At 67.6% G+C, this 19446-nt stretch carries 25 protein-coding genes; 11 read left to right on the top strand and 14 right to left on the bottom strand.

Annotated elements, in window-relative coordinates; translation table 11 throughout:
* Positions 1 to 14 precede the first annotated feature (14 nt).
* From C9J49_RS07125 to mobA, 7 genes are all read right to left on the bottom strand, one after another.
* Entirely contained in the window at positions 15 to 308 is a 294-nt protein-coding gene (locus C9J49_RS07125) for an H-NS family nucleoid-associated regulatory protein (RefSeq protein ID WP_035593505.1), read from the bottom strand.
* Positions 309 to 540: 232 nt separating this feature from the next.
* Positions 541 to 1533, bottom strand: coding sequence for a GTP 3',8-cyclase MoaA (moaA, locus tag C9J49_RS07120; protein WP_046078547.1), 993 nt, complete (start codon positions 1531 to 1533; stop codon positions 541 to 543).
* Complete coding sequence (gene moaE / locus C9J49_RS07115) at positions 1530 to 1991, bottom strand: molybdopterin synthase catalytic subunit MoaE (protein WP_046078546.1); 462 nt, start codon at positions 1989 to 1991, stop codon at positions 1530 to 1532. The genes moaA and moaE overlap by 4 nt, the downstream gene beginning before the upstream one ends.
* 2 nt (positions 1992 to 1993) lie before the next feature.
* The gene (moaC, locus tag C9J49_RS07110) at positions 1994 to 2803 is read right to left on the bottom strand and encodes a cyclic pyranopterin monophosphate synthase MoaC (RefSeq protein ID WP_046078545.1); all 810 of its coding nucleotides are present in this window, start codon (positions 2801 to 2803) and stop codon (positions 1994 to 1996) included.
* 10 nt (positions 2804 to 2813) lie between these two features.
* Complete coding sequence (gene glp, locus C9J49_RS07105) at positions 2814 to 4064, bottom strand: gephyrin-like molybdotransferase Glp (protein WP_107181795.1); 1251 nt, start codon at positions 4062 to 4064, stop codon at positions 2814 to 2816.
* Positions 4061 to 4648, bottom strand: coding sequence for a molybdopterin-guanine dinucleotide biosynthesis protein B (mobB, locus tag C9J49_RS07100; protein ID WP_107181794.1), 588 nt, complete (start codon positions 4646 to 4648; stop codon positions 4061 to 4063). The genes glp and mobB overlap by 4 nt, the downstream gene beginning before the upstream one ends.
* Positions 4645 to 5247 carry a molybdenum cofactor guanylyltransferase MobA gene (gene mobA, locus C9J49_RS07095; protein WP_258393804.1) on the bottom strand — a complete coding sequence of 201 codons (603 nt, stop codon included), beginning with the start codon at positions 5245 to 5247 and terminating at the stop codon, positions 4645 to 4647. Before mobA ends, mobB begins: the two co-directional genes overlap by 4 nt.
* Before the next feature lie 209 nt (positions 5248 to 5456).
* On the opposite strand from mobA, the gene C9J49_RS07090 reads away from it, so the two are divergent.
* On the top strand, positions 5457 to 6041 hold the full coding sequence (locus tag C9J49_RS07090) for a cupin domain-containing protein (protein WP_035593518.1): 585 nt from the start codon (positions 5457 to 5459) through the stop codon (positions 6039 to 6041).
* 64 nt (positions 6042 to 6105) lie between these two features.
* Here the strand turns inward: C9J49_RS07090 and mmsB are convergent, their stop codons facing one another.
* From mmsB to C9J49_RS07075, 3 genes are all read right to left on the bottom strand, one after another.
* Positions 6106 to 7002 carry a 3-hydroxyisobutyrate dehydrogenase gene (mmsB, locus tag C9J49_RS07085; RefSeq protein ID WP_107181793.1) on the bottom strand — a complete coding sequence of 299 codons (897 nt, stop codon included), beginning with the start codon at positions 7000 to 7002 and terminating at the stop codon, positions 6106 to 6108.
* Positions 7003 to 7062: 60 nt separating this feature from the next.
* On the bottom strand, positions 7063 to 8202 hold the full coding sequence (locus C9J49_RS07080) for an enoyl-CoA hydratase/isomerase family protein (protein ID WP_107181792.1): 1140 nt from the start codon (positions 8200 to 8202) through the stop codon (positions 7063 to 7065).
* A gap of 92 nt (positions 8203 to 8294) precedes the next feature.
* Entirely contained in the window at positions 8295 to 9461 is a 1167-nt protein-coding gene (locus C9J49_RS07075) for an acyl-CoA dehydrogenase family protein (RefSeq protein ID WP_107181791.1), read from the bottom strand.
* A gap of 223 nt (positions 9462 to 9684) precedes the next feature.
* On the opposite strand from C9J49_RS07075, the gene C9J49_RS07070 reads away from it, so the two are divergent.
* The 5 genes from C9J49_RS07070 to C9J49_RS07055 all read left to right on the top strand — a co-directional run bounded on the left by C9J49_RS07070 (position 9685) and on the right by C9J49_RS07055 (position 12985).
* Positions 9685 to 10128, top strand: coding sequence for a MerR family DNA-binding transcriptional regulator (locus tag C9J49_RS07070; protein WP_035593526.1), 444 nt, complete (start codon positions 9685 to 9687; stop codon positions 10126 to 10128).
* Between the two features lie 76 nt (positions 10129 to 10204).
* A complete protein-coding gene (locus C9J49_RS07065) occupies positions 10205 to 11896 on the top strand; it encodes an AMP-binding protein (RefSeq protein ID WP_107181790.1) in 1692 nt (563 codons plus the stop codon).
* Between the two features lie 112 nt (positions 11897 to 12008).
* Entirely contained in the window at positions 12009 to 12323 is a 315-nt protein-coding gene (locus tag C9J49_RS07060; protein WP_107181789.1) for a hypothetical protein, read from the top strand.
* An 81-nt stretch (positions 12324 to 12404) separates the two neighbouring features.
* Positions 12405 to 12548, top strand: coding sequence for a hypothetical protein (locus C9J49_RS17140; RefSeq protein WP_181244327.1), 144 nt, complete (start codon positions 12405 to 12407; stop codon positions 12546 to 12548).
* A complete protein-coding gene (locus tag C9J49_RS07055; protein ID WP_107181788.1) occupies positions 12545 to 12985 on the top strand; it encodes a DUF411 domain-containing protein in 441 nt (146 codons plus the stop codon). Before C9J49_RS17140 ends, C9J49_RS07055 begins: the two co-directional genes overlap by 4 nt.
* Before the next feature lie 87 nt (positions 12986 to 13072).
* Here C9J49_RS07055 and C9J49_RS07050 read toward each other — a convergent pair whose 3' ends face one another.
* Positions 13073 to 13651, bottom strand: coding sequence for a hypoxanthine-guanine phosphoribosyltransferase (locus tag C9J49_RS07050; protein WP_035593534.1), 579 nt, complete (start codon positions 13649 to 13651; stop codon positions 13073 to 13075).
* Positions 13652 to 13686: 35 nt separating this feature from the next.
* Positions 13687 to 14700, bottom strand: coding sequence for a beta-N-acetylhexosaminidase (nagZ, locus tag C9J49_RS07045; protein WP_107181787.1), 1014 nt, complete (start codon positions 14698 to 14700; stop codon positions 13687 to 13689).
* A gap of 177 nt (positions 14701 to 14877) precedes the next feature.
* On the opposite strand from nagZ, the gene C9J49_RS07040 reads away from it, so the two are divergent.
* From C9J49_RS07040 to C9J49_RS07025, 4 genes are read left to right on the top strand one after another with little or no spacing between them, the layout of a single operon-like run.
* Positions 14878 to 15729: an A24 family peptidase gene (locus tag C9J49_RS07040; protein WP_107181786.1), complete on the top strand. Its 852-nt coding sequence runs from the start codon at positions 14878 to 14880 to the stop codon at positions 15727 to 15729.
* A 17-nt stretch (positions 15730 to 15746) separates the two neighbouring features.
* On the top strand, positions 15747 to 16376 hold the full coding sequence (gene coaE / locus C9J49_RS07035; protein ID WP_107181785.1) for a dephospho-CoA kinase: 630 nt from the start codon (positions 15747 to 15749) through the stop codon (positions 16374 to 16376).
* A 43-nt stretch (positions 16377 to 16419) separates the two neighbouring features.
* The gene (yacG, locus tag C9J49_RS07030; protein ID WP_035593542.1) at positions 16420 to 16650 is read left to right on the top strand and encodes a DNA gyrase inhibitor YacG; all 231 of its coding nucleotides are present in this window, start codon (positions 16420 to 16422) and stop codon (positions 16648 to 16650) included.
* Positions 16651 to 16654: 4 nt separating this feature from the next.
* Positions 16655 to 17527 (top strand): DNA replication terminus site-binding protein, encoded by an 873-nt coding sequence (locus C9J49_RS07025; RefSeq protein WP_107181784.1) that lies wholly within the window; start codon positions 16655 to 16657, stop codon positions 17525 to 17527.
* A 29-nt stretch (positions 17528 to 17556) separates the two neighbouring features.
* Here the strand turns inward: C9J49_RS07025 and C9J49_RS17135 are convergent, their stop codons facing one another.
* A complete protein-coding gene (locus C9J49_RS17135) occupies positions 17557 to 17856 on the bottom strand; it encodes a hypothetical protein (protein ID WP_035593546.1) in 300 nt (99 codons plus the stop codon).
* Positions 17857 to 18168: 312 nt separating this feature from the next.
* On the opposite strand from C9J49_RS17135, the gene C9J49_RS07015 reads away from it, so the two are divergent.
* A complete protein-coding gene (locus C9J49_RS07015) occupies positions 18169 to 18963 on the top strand; it encodes a helix-turn-helix transcriptional regulator (protein ID WP_107181783.1) in 795 nt (264 codons plus the stop codon).
* Positions 18964 to 19048: 85 nt separating this feature from the next.
* Here C9J49_RS07015 and C9J49_RS07010 read toward each other — a convergent pair whose 3' ends face one another.
* Positions 19049 to 19426, bottom strand: a complete 378-nt coding sequence (locus C9J49_RS07010) for a histone-like nucleoid-structuring protein, MvaT/MvaU family (RefSeq protein ID WP_035593549.1) — start codon at positions 19424 to 19426, stop codon at positions 19049 to 19051.
* Positions 19427 to 19446 lie beyond the last annotated feature (20 nt).

Raw genomic sequence — 19446 nt, 5'->3', positions numbered from 1 at the left:
ACTCAGCGCTGAATTTACGCCTTGTCGGCGGCCTTCTTCGGCGGACGGCCGCGTTTGCGCTGGGGCTGTTCCGGCACGAGATCCTCGACGGAAAGGCCCGCCTCGTTGATCTGCTCGCGGATTTCGGCGAGCTTGCGAGCCTTTTCTGCTTCCTCTTCCTGGCGCTGACGCTCCTCGTCATTCTTCTGTTCGATGACTTCACCAATCACTTCGGCCAGCTTATGGAGTTGCTCCATGCTGAGTTGGCGGGCCGCCGCACGGGCCACGTTCTTGTTGCGCGCGATACGCTCCAGGGTCTGCTCGGACATTGCCCCCTCCAGGACGCAGGTTGATGGTCGGCCACATTCGGCCGATACCATTAAAAGTATATGCTCAACAGCGTTTTTGGCAAGAAAAGCCGAGGGCCGGTGCTCGGGAATAGTCGCCGGGAAAGTAGACGAAACCGTGAACCGCGAAGAGAAAAAAGCAAGGGGATTAGCAAGCAGGAAAACGGCACCGGGGCAATAGACGATTCTCCGGCCCGGCGCCGAAAGGCAATGACTAGCCGCCGGTCATGTTCATGAAGCGCACCACCTGCACATCGCCATCGGTGGTGAAATGATGGCGCTCGGGCTTGAGCGGCATGGCCGCCACGATGGCGGCCTTGAGGGCCTCGATATCGCCGGGATGGCGGCGTACCACGGCCCGCAGGTCCACCGAATGCTCGTTGCCGAGACACAGCAGCAGCCGGCCTTCCGCGGTGACGCGAACCCGATTGCAGCTGGAGCAGAAGTTGTGGCTGTGCGGCGAGATGAAGCCCACCCGAGTATCGCTGTCGGGCATGCGGAAGTAGCGCGACGGCCCGAGCGTCGACTCGGTGGTCGGCAGCAGCGTATGGCGTGTCTCGACCAGCGCCTGCACTTCGTCGCTGGAGCAGAAGGTCTCCTCGCGCCCATGGTCCGAGACCTCGCCCAGCGGCATCTCCTCGATGAAGCTGATATCGAGCCCCTCACGGCGCGCGAAGTCCACCAGATCGATGACCTCGTCGTCGTTGCGGCCCTTGAGGATGACCGCATTGAGCTTGATCCGCTCGAAGCCGGCCGCCTTGGCGGCGCGGATGCCGTCGATGACTCGTTGCAGATCGCCGGTGCGCGTCAGCCGCCGGAAACGCTCGGGGTCCAGGGAGTCGATGCTGATGTTGAGCCGCTCGAGGCCGCCCTCGCGCAGGCGACGGGCATACTTGGGCAGGCTCGCACCGTTGGTGGTCATGGCGAAGTCCTTGAGCCCCGGCAGTGCACCGATGTCCTCCACCAGACGGTCGATGTCGCGCCTGACCAGCGGCTCGCCGCCGGTCAGGCGAACCTTTTCCACCCCGAGCTCGGTGAAAGCCCGGGCCACCAGCGTCAGCTCTTCGAGGGTCAGCACCTGGGCTCGCGGCAGGAAGGTCATCTCCTCGCTCATGCAATAGACGCAGCGAAAATCACAGCGATCGGTGACCGAGATGCGCACGTAGCGCACGCGTCTACCGAAGTCGTCGATGAGCTCATCGGTCATGATGACACCTCCCAGCGCTTGGCATCGCGATGATCGGTCTGGCGCTCGGCCACCCAGTAGTCACCGCTGGCGGTGTGCTCCTTCTTCCAGAAGGGAGCACGGGTCTTGAGATAATCCATGATGAAATCGCAGGCCTCGAAGGCCGCCCGCCGATGGGCGCTGGCGACCACCACCAGCACGATGGGATCCCCGGGCCCAAGACGGCCGACACGATGAATGACCCGCATGCCCTGCAGAGGCCAGCGAGATTCGGCCTCGTCGACGATCGCCTCGAGGGCGGCTTCGGTCATACCCGGATAATGCTCCAGGCTCAGTGCCTGCACGTCCGGGCGTTCGTTGAAGTCACGCACCAGGCCGGTAAAGGCGACCACGGCGCCGATATCGGTGCGCGTCTCGATCAACCGGCGCTGTTCCTCGCCGGCGTCGAAGGCCTGTTGTTGTACTCGCACACGTGACATGGTCAGCCTCCGGTCACCGGGGGAAAGAAGGCCACTTCGTCCTCGGCGGTCAGCGGCGTCGCATTGCCCGCCATGACCTGATTCACGGCGCACAGCACGCGCCCTTCCTCGAGGCCGGCGAAGCGTTTGTCCATGGCCTTGAGGGCGGCCTTGAGCCCGCCCACGTCGGCTCGTTCGAGCGCGTCGAAGGGCAGCGACACCTCGCCGACGCCCAGTCGTTCGCGGAGTTCGGCCAGGCACTTGACCAGGATACAGGGCTCGCCGGCGGCGCAGCGCGCGCCCAGCGAGACCTCACCGGCCTCGCCCTCCCCGGTCACGATGGGCACCTCGTCGGCCTCGGCCTCTCGGGCGTAATCACCGGACTTGCCGCCAGTCTTGGCCTCCAGGCGGATCTCGCCGATCTCCATCGTCTTGTCCACCGCCTTGCACATATCGTAGAGGGTCAGGCAGGCCACGGACACGGCGGTCAGCGCCTCCATCTCGACGCCGGTACGACCGTTGAGCCGGCAAGTGGCGGAAACGTGGACGCTGGCATTGGCCTCGTCGAGTTCGAAGTCCACGCTCACCTTGGACAGCGCCAGCGAATGGCACAGCGGTATCAGCTCGTGGGTGCGCTTGGCGGCCTGGATGCCGGCGATACGCGCCGTGGCCAGCACGTCGCCCTTGGGCAGGTCGCCATCGGCCAGCAGCGCCAGGGTCTCGGGACGCATGCGGATCGTCCCGGAGGCACGCGCCTCGCGACGGCTCTCGGCCTTGTCGCCGACATCGACCATGTGGGCTTCGCCGCGGGCGTTGAGGTGAGTCAGGCTCATGAAGGGCGCCTCATGTCAGTCGGAAAAGGGGTTGGATGACCACCGGCTCGCCGGGCTCGACCGCGGCGCGGGCCGCGTCGATCTCGATCAGGCAGTCGGCGGCCACCATGGAAGACAGGATACCGGAGCCCTGGGCACCGGTGGGCCGCACCCAGCGCCGCCCCTCGGCGTCGCTGCGGCAGGTGGCACGCAGGAAGTCGGTGCGACCGACGCGGCCTGTCAGCGCGACCTCGGCCAGGGCGGTGTCGCGCCGGGGGGCGAGATCGTGACGCCCCTGCAGCCGCTTCAGCAGCGGCGCCACGAACTGCAGGCAGGTGACCATCGCCGCCACCGGATTGCCGGGCAGCCCGATGAACGGCACCTCGCGCTCGCCGAGCGTGCCGCAGGCCAGCGGCCGGCCGGGGCGAAGGGCGATGCGCCAGAAGGCCAGCCGACCGACCGACTCCAGCGCCTGGCGCGTGTAGTCGGCCTGCCCTGCCGACACGCCGCCGCTGGTCAGCACCAGGTCGGCGTGGCGGGCGGCGCCGTCGAGGGACGCGACCAGGGCGTCGCGATCGTCGCCCAGGATGCCCAGGTCGATGACCTCGGCACCGTGTTCCGTCAGCAGGCCGGCCAGCGAGAAACGATTGGCATCATGGATGCCGGCCGCGGGCAGCGGCTCGCCCGGGGCGGTGACCTCGTCGCCGGTGGAGAAGATCGCCACCCGTGGCCGACGATGAACGGCCGCCTCGGCGAATCCCAGCGAGGCCAGCAGGCCCAGTTCGGCCGCCCCCAACCGGGTACCGGCGGCCAGCGCCCGCTGGCCGCGGGCGATATCCTCGCCGGCCTGGCGCACGTTCTGGCCCAGGCGAACGGTCTCGGGGCGCTCGACCTCGACGGCATCGCCGTACGCGTTCAGCTGTTCGCCCATGATCACGGTATCGGCGCCCGGCGGTAGCGGTGCCCCGGTGGTGATGGTCACGCATTCCCCGGGACCAAGCGGCGTCTCGCGCCGGCGCCCCGCCAGCACCTCGCCGACCCGATGCCAGCGCGACGTCCCCTCGCCGGATGTCCACGCCAGGGCGATACCGTCCATGGCGGCATTGGTGTTCTGAGGCACGTCGATGGGAGAGTCCAGCGCGGCGGCCAACACCCGGCCGTGCAGGGCACCGAGGGACACCGATTCGGCGGGCAGCGGGCCGGACACCAGGCCCAGCAGGGCCTCTCGAGCCTCGTCCGGCGACAGGGTCCGTTCGTCGAGGTCGAAACAGGACAGCGTCATGATGCCGTGCCCTCGCCTCGCGGGCCACGCCGACCGGCCCAGCGCGTGGGCCAGTCGGCGACCCAGTCGGCAAGGCCGTCGAGATCGTTCAGGTCCAGCCGCTCGACGTCGTCGGGCAACTCAGGCGCCCCGTCGCTGGCCACCGCCACGATCCAGCCGTCCCCGGCCGCGCGCAACGGCTTGCCCACCGCCTCGCGGTAGAGCTCGAGCTTGGGCAACGGCCAGGCCTTGAAGCCTTCCACCAGCACCAGGTCCGGCCGCTGGGGGCGCACCATCTCGATCAGCTCGGCGAGATCGGCCTCTTCGCGATCGGGGGTCTCCATCATCAGCGCGACCCGGGCGCAGGACGCCACCAGGATGGGCTCGGCGCCGGCCTGGCGCAGGCGATGGCTGTCCTTGCCCGGCTGGTCCACGTCGAAGGCATGATGGGCGTGCTTGATCACCGCCACGCGCAGGCCGCGCTGGCGCAGCGCGGGCAGCAGTCGCTCCAGCAGGGTCGTCTTGCCGGTGCCGCTCCAGGCGGCGATGCCCAGCAGCGGCAGGTCGGCCTCCAGGGGTACGGCCCCGATGGGTATATCGCTCATGGGCGCGGCGTCTCCCTGCGGCGCCTTTCCATGCGCCGCTTGTCATCCAGGGTATTGAGGTTGGCGAAGGCGTCGGCACGGTCCGACAGGTCGACGGCGCACCAGGCATGGCGAGCGAACCAGCGCTCCACCTTGCGCTCGCCGACGGCGAGGGCCTCGCCCAGGTCGTCGACCAGGTCGCGTCGGATCAGCGCCACGACCGGATGCAGCCGCTCGCCGTCGTGGGCCACGGCGATATCGGCGTCGCCTCGGCCCGCGATGAGCCGCGCCACCAGATCGTCCGGCAGCGCCGGGCAATCGCAGGGCACCAACACCACCCAGTCGGTGGCAGCCGCCCGCAGCCCGCTGTAGAGGCCCATCAGCGGGCCCATGTAGCCCGCCTCGACGTCGGCGACGACCCGATCGGCCCACCGGGCGTAGGCCTCGGGATGGCGGTTGGCGCTGATCAGGAGCTCCGCCACGCGCCCGACCAGCGGCGCGACGGCATGGGCGATCAGGGGGCGACCCGCGAAGGCCTCGAGGCCCTTGTCGCATCCCCCCATGCGACGCCCCTGCCCGCCGGCCAGTACCAGGCCGGTGAGCGCATCACGATCGATCACGAACAGGCTCCGTCCAGACGTTCTGCATATCGCGTCATGATGCCTCAGCGTCGCGGCGGGTGCCATGACCATAGGGTCAACTTGCGTTCCGAAACCGACCCGTGGGGGAATGCCGACTTATCGCCGGCACGGGGAGAGGGTATCATTCGTCAATTATTTTCCACGCCCCAACCAGCAACAGGATCGCGGCCCGGCCGCGAAAGACCACGATGGATGAAGGCTTCAATGTCGGCGCAAGGCTGCGCCAGCTGCGCAAGGAGAAAGGGCTCTCCCAGCGCGAGCTCGCCAAGCGCGCCCAGGTGACCAACAGCAGCATCTCGCTGATCGAGCAGAACAGCGTCAGCCCTTCGGTGAGCTCGCTGAAGAAGATCCTCGATGCCCTGCCGGTGTCGATCAGCACCTTCTTCGCCGGCGAGGAGACCAGCCATCCCCGGCCCTTCTACAAGGCGTCGGAACTCACCGAGATCGGCGACGGCCAGCTGTCGTGGCGTCTGGTGGCCGCACGCCGCCCGGATCGACGCATGTCGGTGCTCCACGAACGCTATCCGCCCGGGGCCGACAGCGGCGAGGAAATGCTGGAACACGAGGGCGAGGAAGGCGGCGTGGTGATCTCTGGACGGATCGAGATCACCGTCAACGGCGAGGTGGAGGAGCTGTCGGCCGGGGATGGCTACTACTTCGATTCACGGCTGCCCCACCGCTTTCGCAACGTCGGCGACGAGGAATGCGTGATCGTCAGCGCCAATACCCCGCCGTCGTTCTCCGACGGCGGGGAAGAGCTGCATCACGGGTAAACGGTGAGGGGTCTGACCCCAAGTGGTGTGGCCAAGTGAAGTGACCAAGCGGATCTAGCGGAGGCTACTCTCCCGCCCGATACAGCCACTGGATGCTGGAGAAATCGAGCTGGCCGCTGCCCTGGGCGCTGTGCAGCGCGAACAGGTTGCGCGCCTGGGAGCCCATGGGCACGCTGGCCCGGGTCTTGAGCGCCAGCTCCCAGGCCAGCCCCAGGTCCTTGGCCATCAGGTCGGTCAGGAAGCCGCCCTGATAGTCGCGCGACGCCGCCGAGCCCTCCATCACCCCCGGCCAGGGGTTGTAGACGTTGAGCGCCCAGTTGCCGCCGCTGCTCTGCTTCATGATCTCGGACAGCACCGCCGGATCGAGCCCGTTCTTCACCCCCAGCGCCAGCGCCTCGGCGGTGCCGCTCATCAGGATGCCGAGCAGCATGTTGTTGCAGATCTTGGCGACCTGACCGGCGCCGACCTCGCCGGCGTGAAAGATGTTCTTGCCCATGGCCTCGAGCACCGGCCGGGCCTGCTCGAATCCCGCCTCCTTCCCACCGACGATGAAGGTCAGCGTCCCAGCCTTGGCGCCGCCGATGCCGCCGGAGACCGGCGCGTCCAGATAGGTCAGCCCGCGCTCGGCGGCCGCTGCGCCGACCCGGCACGTATCGTCCGGCGAGATGGTCGAGGCATCGATCACCAGCGGCTTGTGCGTCAGCGCATCGAGCAACCCGGGCGCCCCGTCGCGGCCCAGATAAAGGCCGAGCACGTGGGCGCCCGCCGGCAGCATGGAAATGACCACCTCGGCGTCGCGACAGGCCGCCTCGGCGCTGTCGGCGCGCCTGGCCCCCTGCCCCTCGAGGTCCGCCATGGCGGCCTCGACCAGGTCGAAGACGCAGACGTCGTGCCCCGCGCTCAGCAGGTTGGCGGCCATGGGCGATCCCATGTTGCCGAGTCCGATAAAGGCGATGTTCATGGCGTGGCTCCTTGTCTTGTTCTAATGGGATAAACCTGCACTGGGCGTCTCCAGACGCCATTAACCGATACGCTGACCCACCCCAAGATCTCTCAGCGGATGCGCTTCACTCGACCACGGCGAGGCCAGCATCGCCTGGAGGTCTGCCTCGGGCACGCTGGCCACGTCGGCATGGGACCAGCGGGGTGACTTGTCCTTGTCGACCAGCAGCGCGCGCACGCCCTCGGCCAGATCGCCGCGCTGGCAACATTGCACCGAGAGCCCGAGCTCGTCGCGGAAAGCGTCGGCCAGCCCGGTATGGCGATGCCGCTCGAGCATCCGCCATACCAGGTGCGCGGTCAGCGGGCAGCCGGCAGCGAGGCGCGCGCGATTGGCCGTGAGCCACGCATCGTCGCGGTCGTCGGCAAGAATGCGCGCCACGGCATCGGCGGCACTCGTCTCGCCGACCAGCGACTGCAGATGATCACGCCGCGGCCAGACCTGCCCCTCCGGCGCCTGCTCGCGAGCCTCGAAGCGGTCGAGCACGCCTTCCACGGCCAACCGGCAAGCCGCCGGGGAGTGATCGCCATGATCGGCCTCGGCCAGGGCAGCGAGCAGGTCATCGCGGCGCTCGCGGGGCACGAAGCGATCGGCCAGCCCCAGGTCCAGGGCATCGCGGGCGTTGAGCTGGGCGCCGGTCAGCCCCAGGTAGGCGCCGATGCCGGGCGGCATGCGATTGAGGAACCAGCTCGCGCCGATGTCCGGGTAGAGCCCGATGGTGATCTCGGGCATGGCGATCAGAGTGGTCTCGGTGACCACACGCTGGAAGCCGCCGGCCAGCAGCCCCAGGCCGCCGCCCATGACGATGCCGTCACCCCACACCAGCAGCGGCTTGGGATAGGTGTGGATGCGGTGATCCAGCCGGTACTCGGCGGTGAAGTAGCGCGTGGCGAAGGTCTCGTCACGGGCTTCGTCATCGGCCAGCGAGCGATACAGCGCCACCACGTCGCCGCCGGCACAGAAGGCCTTGCCGCCGGTGCCTTCCAGCCACACCGCCACCACCCGCTCATCCAGCGCCCAGGCCTCCAGCCTGTCTTCCAGCAGCCGGATCATCTCCAGCGACAGCGCATTCAGCGCCTTGGGCGCATTGAGGGTCGCCACGCCGATCCGGCCGCCGCCGCGCGTGGGGAGTTCGTCGAAGCTGACCACGGGGTCCGACATCACTGTCTCCTGATAGTCCGTGTGAGATAGTCCGTGCGAGATAGTCCGTACAGGGGCGACAACCGTCAGCCGGTCGCTGCCATGGTGTCAGGTCACTGCAGGCCCTCGACGACGCCGTCGGCCAGCAACCGACGGGCGACGATCAGCCGCATGATCTCGTTGGTGCCCTCGAGGATCTGGTGCACGCGCGTGTCGCGTACCAGCCGCTCGAGGGGATATTCGCGGATATAACCATAGCCACCGTGCAGCTGCAGGGCCTCGTTGCAGACGTTGAAGCCCATGTCGGTGGCGAAGCGCTTGGCCATGGCACAGTGGGCGGTGGCCTCCGGGTCGCCCTGGTCGAGCCGCCAGGCGGCGTGACGCACCATCAGCCGCGCCGCGGTGAGCTCGCTGGCCATGTCGGCCAGCTTGAACTGCAGCGCCTGGAAACTCGCCAGCTCGCGCCCGAACTGCTTGCGCTCGCCCAGGTAGTCCCGCGACAGCGTGAGCGCCTGCTGGGCCGCGCCCAGCGAGCAGCTGGCGATATTGAGCCGGCCGCCATCGAGCCCCTTCATGGCGAAGCGAAAGCCTTCGCCCTCCTCGCCCAGCCGGTTGCCCACCGGCACGCGCACGCCGTCGAAGCTGATCAGGCAGGTGGGCTGGCTCTTCCAGCCCATCTTGTCTTCCTTCTTGCCGACCTCGATGCCGGCGGCATCGGCCGGCACCAGGATCGCCGAGATGCCGCCGGCGCCGCTGTCCGGCTCGCCGGTGCGCGCCATCACTACCAGCACCTGGGTGGCACCGGCGCCGGAGATGAACATCTTCGAGCCACTGATGACATAGTCATCGCCATCGCGCACCGCCCGGGTGGTGATGCTGGCAGCGTCCGAGCCGGCGCCCGGCTCGGTGAGGCAGTAGGAGCCCAGGGCCTCACCCGCTATCATGGCCGGCAGATAGCGCTCGCGCAGGGCATCGCTGCCCCAGCTGGCGACCATCCAGGTCACCATGTTGTGAATGGTGAGATAGGCGGTGGTGGCGATGCAGCCCTGGGCGAGGCGCTCGAAGATCAGCGAAGCATCGAGTCGCGACAGTCCAAGCCCGCCGTGTTCCTCCGGCGTGTAGAGGCCGAGGAAGCCGGCCTCGCCGGCCCGACGAATGACGTCGACGGGAAAATGGCTGCGGGCATCCCAGTCGGCGGCATGGTCGGCCAGCTCGGCCCGGGCAAAGTCGGCGGCCGCATCGGCCAGCGCTCGCTGGTCTTCGGTCAGCGCAAAATCCATGGTGACACCTCCGTCGAGAGAATCGGGAACGGCCGAATGCCGGGCCGGCGATGCGCACCCGCGGGTCCTTCCCTGCGGCTATCGCCAACCTAGCAACTGCTCGGGTTATCCCATATCCCGCCATGGTCTAACAAGCACTTTACGTTAACGTAAACCTCGTCTAGGGTTTCTCGGACGAGGTGGGAAACCGCCGGTGGACCACCCGGCTACAGGAACGATCGACATGACGCGAACGCCCTCCCAGGCACAGGACAGCGAGAACGACGCCCTGCCCCGGCAGCAGCGCACCTACACCATCGGCGAGCTGGCCCAGATCTTCGAGGTCACGCCCCGCACCATTCGCTTCTACGAGCAGGAGGGGCTGCTGGCCCCCACCCGCCAGGGGCAGAAGCGCATCTACCGCGAGAAGGATCGCGTGCGCCTCAAGCTGACCCTGCGCGGCAAGCGGCTGGGCTTCTCGCTGGCCGAGATCCGCGAGGTGGTGATGATGTACGACGCCATGCCGGACGGCAACGCGCGCCAGCTGCGGCGGCTGCTGGAGCTGCTGGCGGAGAAGCGGGCCAACCTGGAGCGCCAGCTCGAGGATATCCGCCTGATGCGTCTGGAGATCGACGATGTGGATCAGCGGGCGCGAGAGGTGCTGCGCCAGCTGGAGGACACCCCGTAACCGGAGCGACCAGTGCGGCAGGGTTTCCCGAGACAACACAGCCATGTCCCGAGATAACACAACAATGAGAGCCACCATGCCACGCCAGACCCGACACGCCAGCTATCTGAGCGGCATCAGCGACACGCCCCTCAAGGGCCAGACCATCGGCGACTGCTTCGACGACACGGTCGCCCGCTTTCCCGACCGGGACGCCCTGATCAGCCGCCACCAGGGCCTGCGCTATCGCTGGCGGGAGCTTCAGGCCAACGTCGACCGCGCGGCCCGCGCCCTGATGGCGCTGGGCGTGGCCAAGGGCGACCGGGTCGGCATCTGGTCGCCCAACTGCGCCGAGTGGGCCATCACCCAGTTCGCCACCGCCAAGATCGGCGCCATCCTGGTCAACATCAATCCCAGCTACCGCACCCACGAGCTGGAGTATGCACTGCGCCAGTCCGGCACCTCGACGCTGATCCTGCAGGGGCAGTTCAAGACCACCGACTACGTGGCGATGCTGGCCGAACTGGTGCCGGAGCTCGATGACGCCACCCCCGCCGACCTCAAGAGCGCCACCCTGCCCGAGCTCGAGCGGGTGATCTGCCTGGATGGCGCCCGGGCACGGCTCGGCATGCACAGCTGGGAGACGATGCTCACCCACGCCGACCGGATCAGTGACGAGCAGCTGGCCGAGCGTCAGTCCGGGCTCGAGTTCGACGAGCCGATCAACATCCAGTACACCTCCGGCACCACCGGCGCCCCCAAGGGCGCCACACTCTCCCACCACAACATCCTCAACAACGGCTTCTTCGTCGCCCGCACCCTCGACCTCACCGAGGCCGACCGCATGGTGATCCCGGTGCCGCTCTACCACTGCTTCGGCATGGTGATGGGCAATCTCGGCTGCATGACCCACGGCGCGGCGATGATCTATCCCGGTGACGGCTTCGATCCGCAGGCCACCCTGGCGGCGGTGGCCGAGGAGCGCGCCACCGCGCTCTACGGCGTGCCGACCATGTTCATCGCCGAGCTGGAGCATCCCGAATTCGAGCACTTCGATCTCTCCAGCCTGCGCACCGGCATCATGGCCGGCTCGATCTGCCCCATCGAGGTGATGCGCAAGGTGATCGAGCGCATGCACATGCAGGGCGTAACCATCTGCTACGGCATGACCGAGACCAGTCCTGTGAGCCTGCAGACCCGCACCGATGCACCGCTCGAGAAACGCGTGACCACCGTCGGCAGCATCCATCCGCATCTGGAGGTCAAGCTGGTCGATCCCGGCACCGGTGCCGCGGTCCCGCGCGGCGAGCCCGGCGAGCTGTGCACCCGGGGCTACAGCGTGATGCTCGGCTACTGGCACAACGAGGAGGCGACCGCCAAGGCCATCGACGCAGCCGGCTGGATGCACACCGGCGACCTGGCCACCATGGACGACGACGGCTATGTGGCCATCGTCGGGCGCATCAAGGACATGATCATCCGCGGCGGCGAGAACATCTATCCGCGCGAGATCGAGGACTTCCTCTACACCCACCCGGCGATCTCGGACGTCCAGGTGATCGGCGTGCCGGACGATAAATACGGCGAAGAGGTCATGGCCTGGGTCAAGCTTGCCGACGACCAGCCCCTCGACGAAGACGGGCTCAAGACCTTCTGCCAGGGCAGGATCGCCCACTACAAGATCCCGCGCTACGTGAAGTTCGTCGACGAGTTTCCGATGACCGTCACCGGCAAGATCCAGAAGTTCAAGATGCGCGAGGAAGCGACGCACGAGCTGGGGCTCGGCTGAGCTCAGCCAGCCACGCCGCAGACTCGACGGCCCGCCGGGGATTGCATCGGCGGGCCGTGTCGCGCTTCAATGCGACTTGAACCCTTCGAAATTGCCCCTTCGAGACCGACGCATGATCTCACCGGCCAGGACATCGCACCCCCACCACCGCCCCTGGCAGCGCCTCATCGCGCTGCTGGTGGTGCTGGCGTTTGCCCTCGCGTCCCTGCCCGGTCATGCGACCACAGCGGCCTGCCAGGTCGAGTGTGCACAGATGTCGATGTCGTTCGACGAGCGGCCCGATGTCAGTGATGCCTGCGGCGGCTGTGCCGCCCCGGCCACCTCGCTTTCCCCCGCGGTCATGGCCCCTGACGCCATGGCCGCCCCCGTGGCCACGCTCGTCAGTGACCACATCCCGCAGCCACCGCGTCGCCCCCCGCGAACCTGACGACTCCCCCGGGCCATGCCCGAAAACCGACACTCACTGCACGAATCGGCCCGTCGACGACGGCGCCAAGGGAGTCGCACCATGTATAACGAATGCTTTGCCACCATGGGCCACATGGGCGTGTTCGGCTGGCTGATGCCACTGGCCGGCCTGCTGTTGCTGGGGCTCGGCATCGCCGCGCTCATCAAGTATCTGTTCACCTCTCACAAGGGAGATCGCTCATGAAACCCGCCTTCTCACACCTGCTGCTGACCGCCGGTCTCGCCCTGGGGGCCACCACCGTCCACGCGGCACTGCCGGACACCGCCATCCTCTACAAGAATCCCCAGTGCGGCTGCTGCGACGGCTATGCGCGCCATCTGGAGCGCCTGGGGATCGACGTGACCGTGGTCGATGACCAGCCCCTCGGCGAGATCAAGCAGGACGCCGGCGCCCCCTACGGCCAGGGCTCCTGCCACACCGTCGAGATGGGCGACTACGTGATCGAAGGCCACGTGCCGATGGCCGCCGTGGAGGCGCTGTTCGAGCAGCGGCCCGACACCGACGGCATCGGCCTGGCCGGCATGCCGAGCGGCACCCCGGGCATGCCGGGACCGCAGAACGCACCCTACGAGGTCTATCAGTTCCGTGACCAGCAGGCCTCGCCGTTCATGACGCTGTAACGGCTATCCTCAAGGCCGAAAAAAACCCCGCGAGCCTCGGGCTCGCGGGGTTTTATCGTCTCGGTGACCGTCGAACGAGGGGCGTGATCACATGCCCTTGGGCGCGAAGATCCCCGGCGCGTTGCGCCAGTAACCCTTGTAGTCCATGCCGAAGCCGAACACGTAGCGATCCTCGACCTCGAGGCTGCAGTAGTCGGCCTTGAGATCCGGCATCGCCTTGCGATCGTGACGCTTGTCGACCAGCACCGCGGTGGAGATGCTGGCGGCACCGGCCTCACGGCAGTAGTCGAGGATGGCGGCGAGCGTGGAGCCCTCATCGAGGATGTCATCGACGATCACCACGTGGCGGCCGGCCATGGGCACTTCCGGCGAGACGCGCCAGAACAGCTCGCCACCGCGGGTGCCGCCGCGATAGCGCGTGGCGTGCAGGTAATCGACCTCGAGCGGGAAACCAAGGCGGGTCAGCAGGTGCCCGGTGGTGATCAGGCCGCCGTTCATCACGCAGTAGAAGACCGGCAGCTTGTCGCCGAGATCGCTGGCGATCTCGTCGGCCATGCGATCCAGGGCACGCTCGACCTCCTCCTGGCTGATCAGGCAATCGGCAGAATCCATGACCTCACGCATGTCCGCCAGGGACGGAAGGGCATTGGCATCGAGTTTGGGCATCGGAAGCTCGTCGTATGTCGAAATTCAGGGAACCGTCAGTCGGCGGCCATGGCCTCGAGGTGCGCATGCACCCGACGCCAGCGGGACAGCGCGCCGAGCGCGTCGAGATCGGGCCGGGCCCGGCCGTAGCGCAGCTTGGCGGCGCGTTTGGTGGTGCGTCCCTCGCAGGCCTCGACCACCTCGAGGGCGGCGGCGCGATCGTTGCACACCAGCAGCATGTCGCAGCCGGCCTCCAGGGCCTGGCGGGCGCGTTCGGCGGGCGCCCCGGCGCAGGTCGCACCGGCCATGCTCAGGTCATCGGAGAAGATCGTGCCCTTGAAGCCCAGCGACTCGCGCAGCATCCCGAGCCAGGCGGGCGAGAAACCCGCGGGCCGATGATCGAAGGCCGAGTACACCACGTGAGCGGGCATCACGCCTCCCAGACGTGCCGACAGCCCAGCGAAGGGCACCAGATCGCGCTCGCGCAGCGCCTCGAAGGACCGCTCGTCCACCGGCAGCTCGTGGTGGGAGTCCGCAACCACACCGCCATGGCCGGGAAAATGCTTGCCCACCGCGGCCATGCCGGCTTCGTGCAGGCCTTCGACGAAGGCGCCGGCCAGGCGCGTCACGACCTCAGGATCGGCGCCGAAGCTGCGGTCGCCGATCACCGTGGACTGGCCATCGTCGACGTCGAGCACCGGGGCGAAACTGAGATCCAGCCCGCAGGCCGCCATCTCCATGCCAAGCAGCCAGCCGGCATCCTGGCACAGGCGCCGCGCGACCTCGGGGGCCGCCTTGTGCTCGCGACCCAGCCGCCCCATAGCCGGCAACCGGGTCACGCCCTCGCGCAGGCGCTGCACCCGCCCGCCTTCCTGGTCGATGGCCAGCAGCAGTTCAGGGCGCACCTGGCGGATCGAGCGGCACAGCTCACGTACCTGGGCGGCGTCTTCGACGTTGCGGCCGAAGAGGATCACGCCACCGACCGCCGGTCGCGCCAGCAGCGCTCGCTCCTCATCGCGCAGCTGCGTCCCTTCCAGGTCCAGCATCACCGGTCCGAGCGTCTGGGTCATGTTCGCCTTCCTGACGGATGAAGGGAGGCGATTCTAGACCAAAGCCGGCGCCGACGACAGTCCGCCCCGATATCGCCTCGCATGTGAAGATAGAAGACCCCGGACAAGCCGTCGCCACCTCCGTAGAATATGCGCATCACCCTTTACCCCCCTCTCCTCGCGGATAAGGAGCATCCCTTGCCTGTCGATCTTCCCCCTAGCCTGCTGTGGCCGCTGGCCGCGATCGTCGGCCTGTGCCTCGGCAGCTTCCTCAACGTGGTGATCACTCGCCTGCCGGTGATGCTGATGCGGGAGTGGCGGGCCGAGGCCCGCGAGGCGCTGGAGCTCGAGGCGGAAGACACCTCGACCTTCAACCTGGCCACGCCGCGCTCGATGTGCCCACGTTGCGAGGCCCCCATCGCCTGGCACGACAACCTGCCGCTGATCGGGTGGCTGAAACGCCGCGGGCGCTGCGCTCGCTGCGGCACCCGCATCAGCCCCCAGTATCCACTGGTGGAGCTGGCCGGCGCCCTGCTGACGCTCGCGGTGACGGCACTGTTCGGCCCCACCCTCGAGGGGCTGTTCGTCCTCGGCGCCTGCCTGAGCCTGCTGGCGATGGCGGCCATCGACCTGCGCACCCAGCTGCTGCCGGACGCCCTGACCCTGCCGCTGCTGTGGGCCGGCCTGCTGTACCAGCTGCTGTTCCAGCCGCTGCAGCTGCCGAGCGCGGTGATCGGCGCCATGGCCGGCTATCTCTCGCTGTGGGGCTTCTACTGGCTGTTCAAGCTGGTGACCGGCAAGGAAGGCATGGGCTACGGCGACTTCAAGCTGTTCGCCGCGCTGGGCGCCTGGCTGGGCTGGGTCTACCTGCCGCTGGTGCTGATCCTGGCCGCCGGGGCCGGCGCCATCGTCGGCGTGATCGTCCAGTTGGCCGTGCCGCGCCTGCGCGGCGCCCCCATGCCCTTCGGCCCCTGGCTCGCCGCGGCCGGCTGGATCGCGCTGCTGGTCGGTGAGCCGCTGATGGCCCACTACCTGACCCTGATGATGTGATGGGAGATGACAGAGAGATGAGCGACACGACCCTGATCATCGGCGTGACCGGCGGCATCGCGTCCGGCAAGTCCACCGTGGCCCGCGCCTTCGCCGCGCACGACATTCCCTGGGTGGACGCCGACGACGTCGCCCGCGAGGTGGTCGAGCCCGGCGAGCCTGCCCTCGCCGCCATCGCCGAGCGCTTCGGCACGAAAGTGCTGCAGACGGACGGCCGCCTGGATCGCCGAGCCCTGCGCGAGATCGTGTTCGCCGACGAGGCCGAGCGGCGCTGGCTGGAATCCGTGACGCATCCGCGCATCCGCGAACGCCTGCTCGAACGCCTCGCCGAGTTTCGCGAAAGCCCGGCCCCCTACGCGCTGCTGGTCTCGCCGCTGCTGTTCGAGTCGGGCCAGCACACACTGGTCGACCGGGTGCTGGTCGTCGATGTGCCGGAGACGCTGCAGATCGAACGCACCGCCGCCCGCGATGGCGTCGACGACGCCCAGGCCCGCGCCATCGTGGCCGCCCAGATGCCCCGCGACACGCGCCTGGCCCGCGCCGACGACGTGCTGGACAACGCCACCGACGAGGCCGGCCTGGCCGCCCGGGTGGCCGAGCTGGACCGGCACTATCGAACGCTTTCCGGTTTGCCCCCGGCGCGCTGATTCGTCATCCTTTCCTCGATTGACTGACGCCGAGAGAATCCCTATGAGCCAAGCCGAGTCCGAGCGCCCCCTCGAGGTCGCCTGCCCCCAGTGCCGCACCAAGGTGGCCTGGAGCGAGGACAATCCCTACCGCCCCTTCTGCAGCAAGCGCTGCCGCCTGCTCGACCTGGGCGCCTGGGCCGACGAATCGCATCGCATCGCCGGCGAGCCCGCCATGGACGAGACCGACATCGACGCCCTGCTGGCCCGCGCCGACCGCGACGGCGGCGTCTGAGCCGATGCCCACCCCCGCGCCCGAATACCAGCTGCTGGCCCGACTGGAGGCCGCCTTCGATGGCCTGGTCGAGGCCAGCGAGACACTGGTCAACACCTGGCGTCACGAGGGTGGCCAGGCCTGGGCCTTCGGGCGTGAACAGGCCGATGCCGCCTGGCTGCACGAGGCGCTGCTGGACGTCTGGTATCAGGATGGGCAGGACGGACGCAGCACGCGCAGTCATGTTGGCCTGGTGGCCGCCACGCCGGCGGTCATGGAGGCCGCCCGGCGGGTCAACGACACCAAGCAGGCGTTCGCCGACCTGCTGGCCAGGATCCGGGAGGAGGAGCCCTCACTGCTGCCCGAGATCAAGGCGGTGCTGCCCTTTCGCCATCCCGAGCTGCATACCCATCTACGTGGCAGCGGCCTGGCGAGGCTGCATCTCAAGCAGTGCTGGCGAGCCATTCCGCTGGCCCCGGCGCCGGTGGCCAGGGTGCGCTTCGCCTGGTACTCGAGCGGGCGCTCCATCAAGCGACTGAGCGTGCGCGAGGCCGAACAGAAGCTGCTGGCCCTGGATACCGACGCCCCGCACGTGCGCATCCAGCTGCGTCAGCTGGCCGGCATTCCGGACGGCGAGCCCCTGGCTCAGGTGCAGACCCAGGCGCCACTGATGCGGGCCAACCTGTTCTTTCGCGAGCCCCTGGAAGACGGCCATCGGCGACGCGCCATGAACGTGGCACTGCCGCTGTTCGTCCCGGCCGACGACGGGCGTCTGCCGGATCACAACCTGCCCCCCGACCACCCGCCCCAGACGCGCACGCGTGCGCGTCGCCGCGACGAGCGACTGGAACAGGAGCCGCTGCTCCCGAGCCTCAGGGTCTATCGCTACCGCCGCTGACGGCCGCACCGGGTCTCAGGTGAGGCGCCTCAGGCAATACGCCCGAGTGACTGAAGCGTCTGCAGCAGATCGCTGACGCTGTCTTCCTGCTGGGAATAATCCTGCATCAGCTCACGGAGACGGCGCTCGAAGAGCTGCTGGCGGCTCTCCGACGATTCCACCTGCCGTGCATGCGGTGCATCCGTAGAGGAAGGCTCGGCGGGAATATCCGGGGCCGCGCCGGGGGTCTCGAGTTCGCGCAATGCCTCGGCGAAGGCATCATCGAGTTCACGGAACTTGCGTAACTTCTCACGCTCATCCATGGGCTTTTGAAATTTGTGCTGTTTCATTCGCAAACCAGTCGGTTCAAGGCCTGGCCAGAGAAGGACGACAACGAGGGCCATGGCCAGGCGAGATACCCAGAGATTATACCCCTCGGCTCTGCGACAAGCACCTGCCTGACGGTTCTCGCCCGCATTATGTGCAGAAACGCTCAATACCCGGAGGCAAACTTGCCTTCGCCCCCCGTTAGGCGGCATAAAACAGTGACTGTGGCCCTACAACGATATCAACTGCCACCGCAGGCAACATTCCGGCACAAGATCTGCTAGCCAAGGATTACTAGCGGCGCACGGGGAACAACGCAGTACGAGGGGAAGGCCATGTGCCAGGACATGATGCGCGCGGAAATATGGCTGCAAGACACGATGGGCAGCCAGAAGGGAATCGAAGAGCTGGCCAGCAAGATGGGCTATTCCTCATCACAGGTCAGGCGCCGGTTCCGACATTATTTCGGACTATCGCCGGGCGCCTATCGCGACCGGTTACGGCTCGAGAAGGCGGCACGCCTGCTGATTCACACTTCCAGCAACATCAATCAGATTGCCGGCGTCTGCGGCTACCGGAATCACTCCGCATTCTCACGCGCCTTTCAGCGCCATTACGAACAGTCTCCGCGTCGGTTTCGCCAGGCGGTGCGCGTCTCGCTCAAGCGCCGGCTGAACGCGACGGAAGACTTTCACTATGACATTCGGGAACAGCCCTCGCAGAAGGCCGTGCTGACACGCCTCTACCGCCCGGACAGGCTTCGCGACGACCTGCGCGACTGGCTGCGTCACACCCCGGGCGCCGAAGCGCTGCCGGCTCGGCTCGACAAGGCTCACCCCGTGGCCATCTTTCACGACCGACCGCTGGAAGGCGCCCTGCCCCGACTCGACCTGGGCGTGCAGCTGAGCGGCGGAGACGCCAACCTGGCACTACCGCCGGCCTTCCGCACGCTTCATCTGCCGGCTCAGCGCCACGCCTGCGTGCCACTGCAGGACATCGGCCAACTGGACGCCGCCGTGCTCTACATGGCCTGTCGCGGAGTTTCCGGAGAGGGAGAGCCCATCAGTGGCGACGCGCCGCTGCTGCTGCAGGCCGGCCACGGTCTGGAACTTCGCATCCCACTGCTGTGATGCACGCAAAGACGCCGCCCCTTCGGGCGGCGTCTTTACTGAATGCTCTTGCCGTCTGCCGATGTCGCTCGACCGACGATCGTGCTCAATCTTCGGTGCGTACCAGCCAGGACTCGACGGTCTCGGCACCGAACTCGTCCTTCCAGGCTTTCAGGGTCTTCTGATTGCCACCGCGCGTCTCGACGACTTCGCCGGTCTGCGGATGCTTGTAGATCTTCAGCTTGCGCTTGCGACGGGTGCCGGCACTGGGGGCTGCGGCCTTCGGCGCGGCGCCAGGCTTCGGATTCAGCAGTTCGATGACGTCATTGGCGCTCTTGTCGAATTCCTTCATCAGGGCTTCGAGCTTGGTCTTGAATTCCAGCTCGGCCTTGAGGCGCTCGTCATTCTCCAGTCGATCGAGTTCGTCCTGAAGTTGCTTGAGCTGCTGTTCTTTCTGCATGTAGTTGCTGAGCAGTGAGGACATGTAAAAATTCCTTGTCTAGG

The sequence above is a fragment of the Halomonas sp. SL1 genome, from assembly GCF_003030865.2.
GTDB lineage: Bacteria > Pseudomonadota > Gammaproteobacteria > Pseudomonadales > Halomonadaceae > Halomonas > Halomonas halophila.
This window is presented reverse-complemented; position numbering and strand designations above follow the sequence as displayed.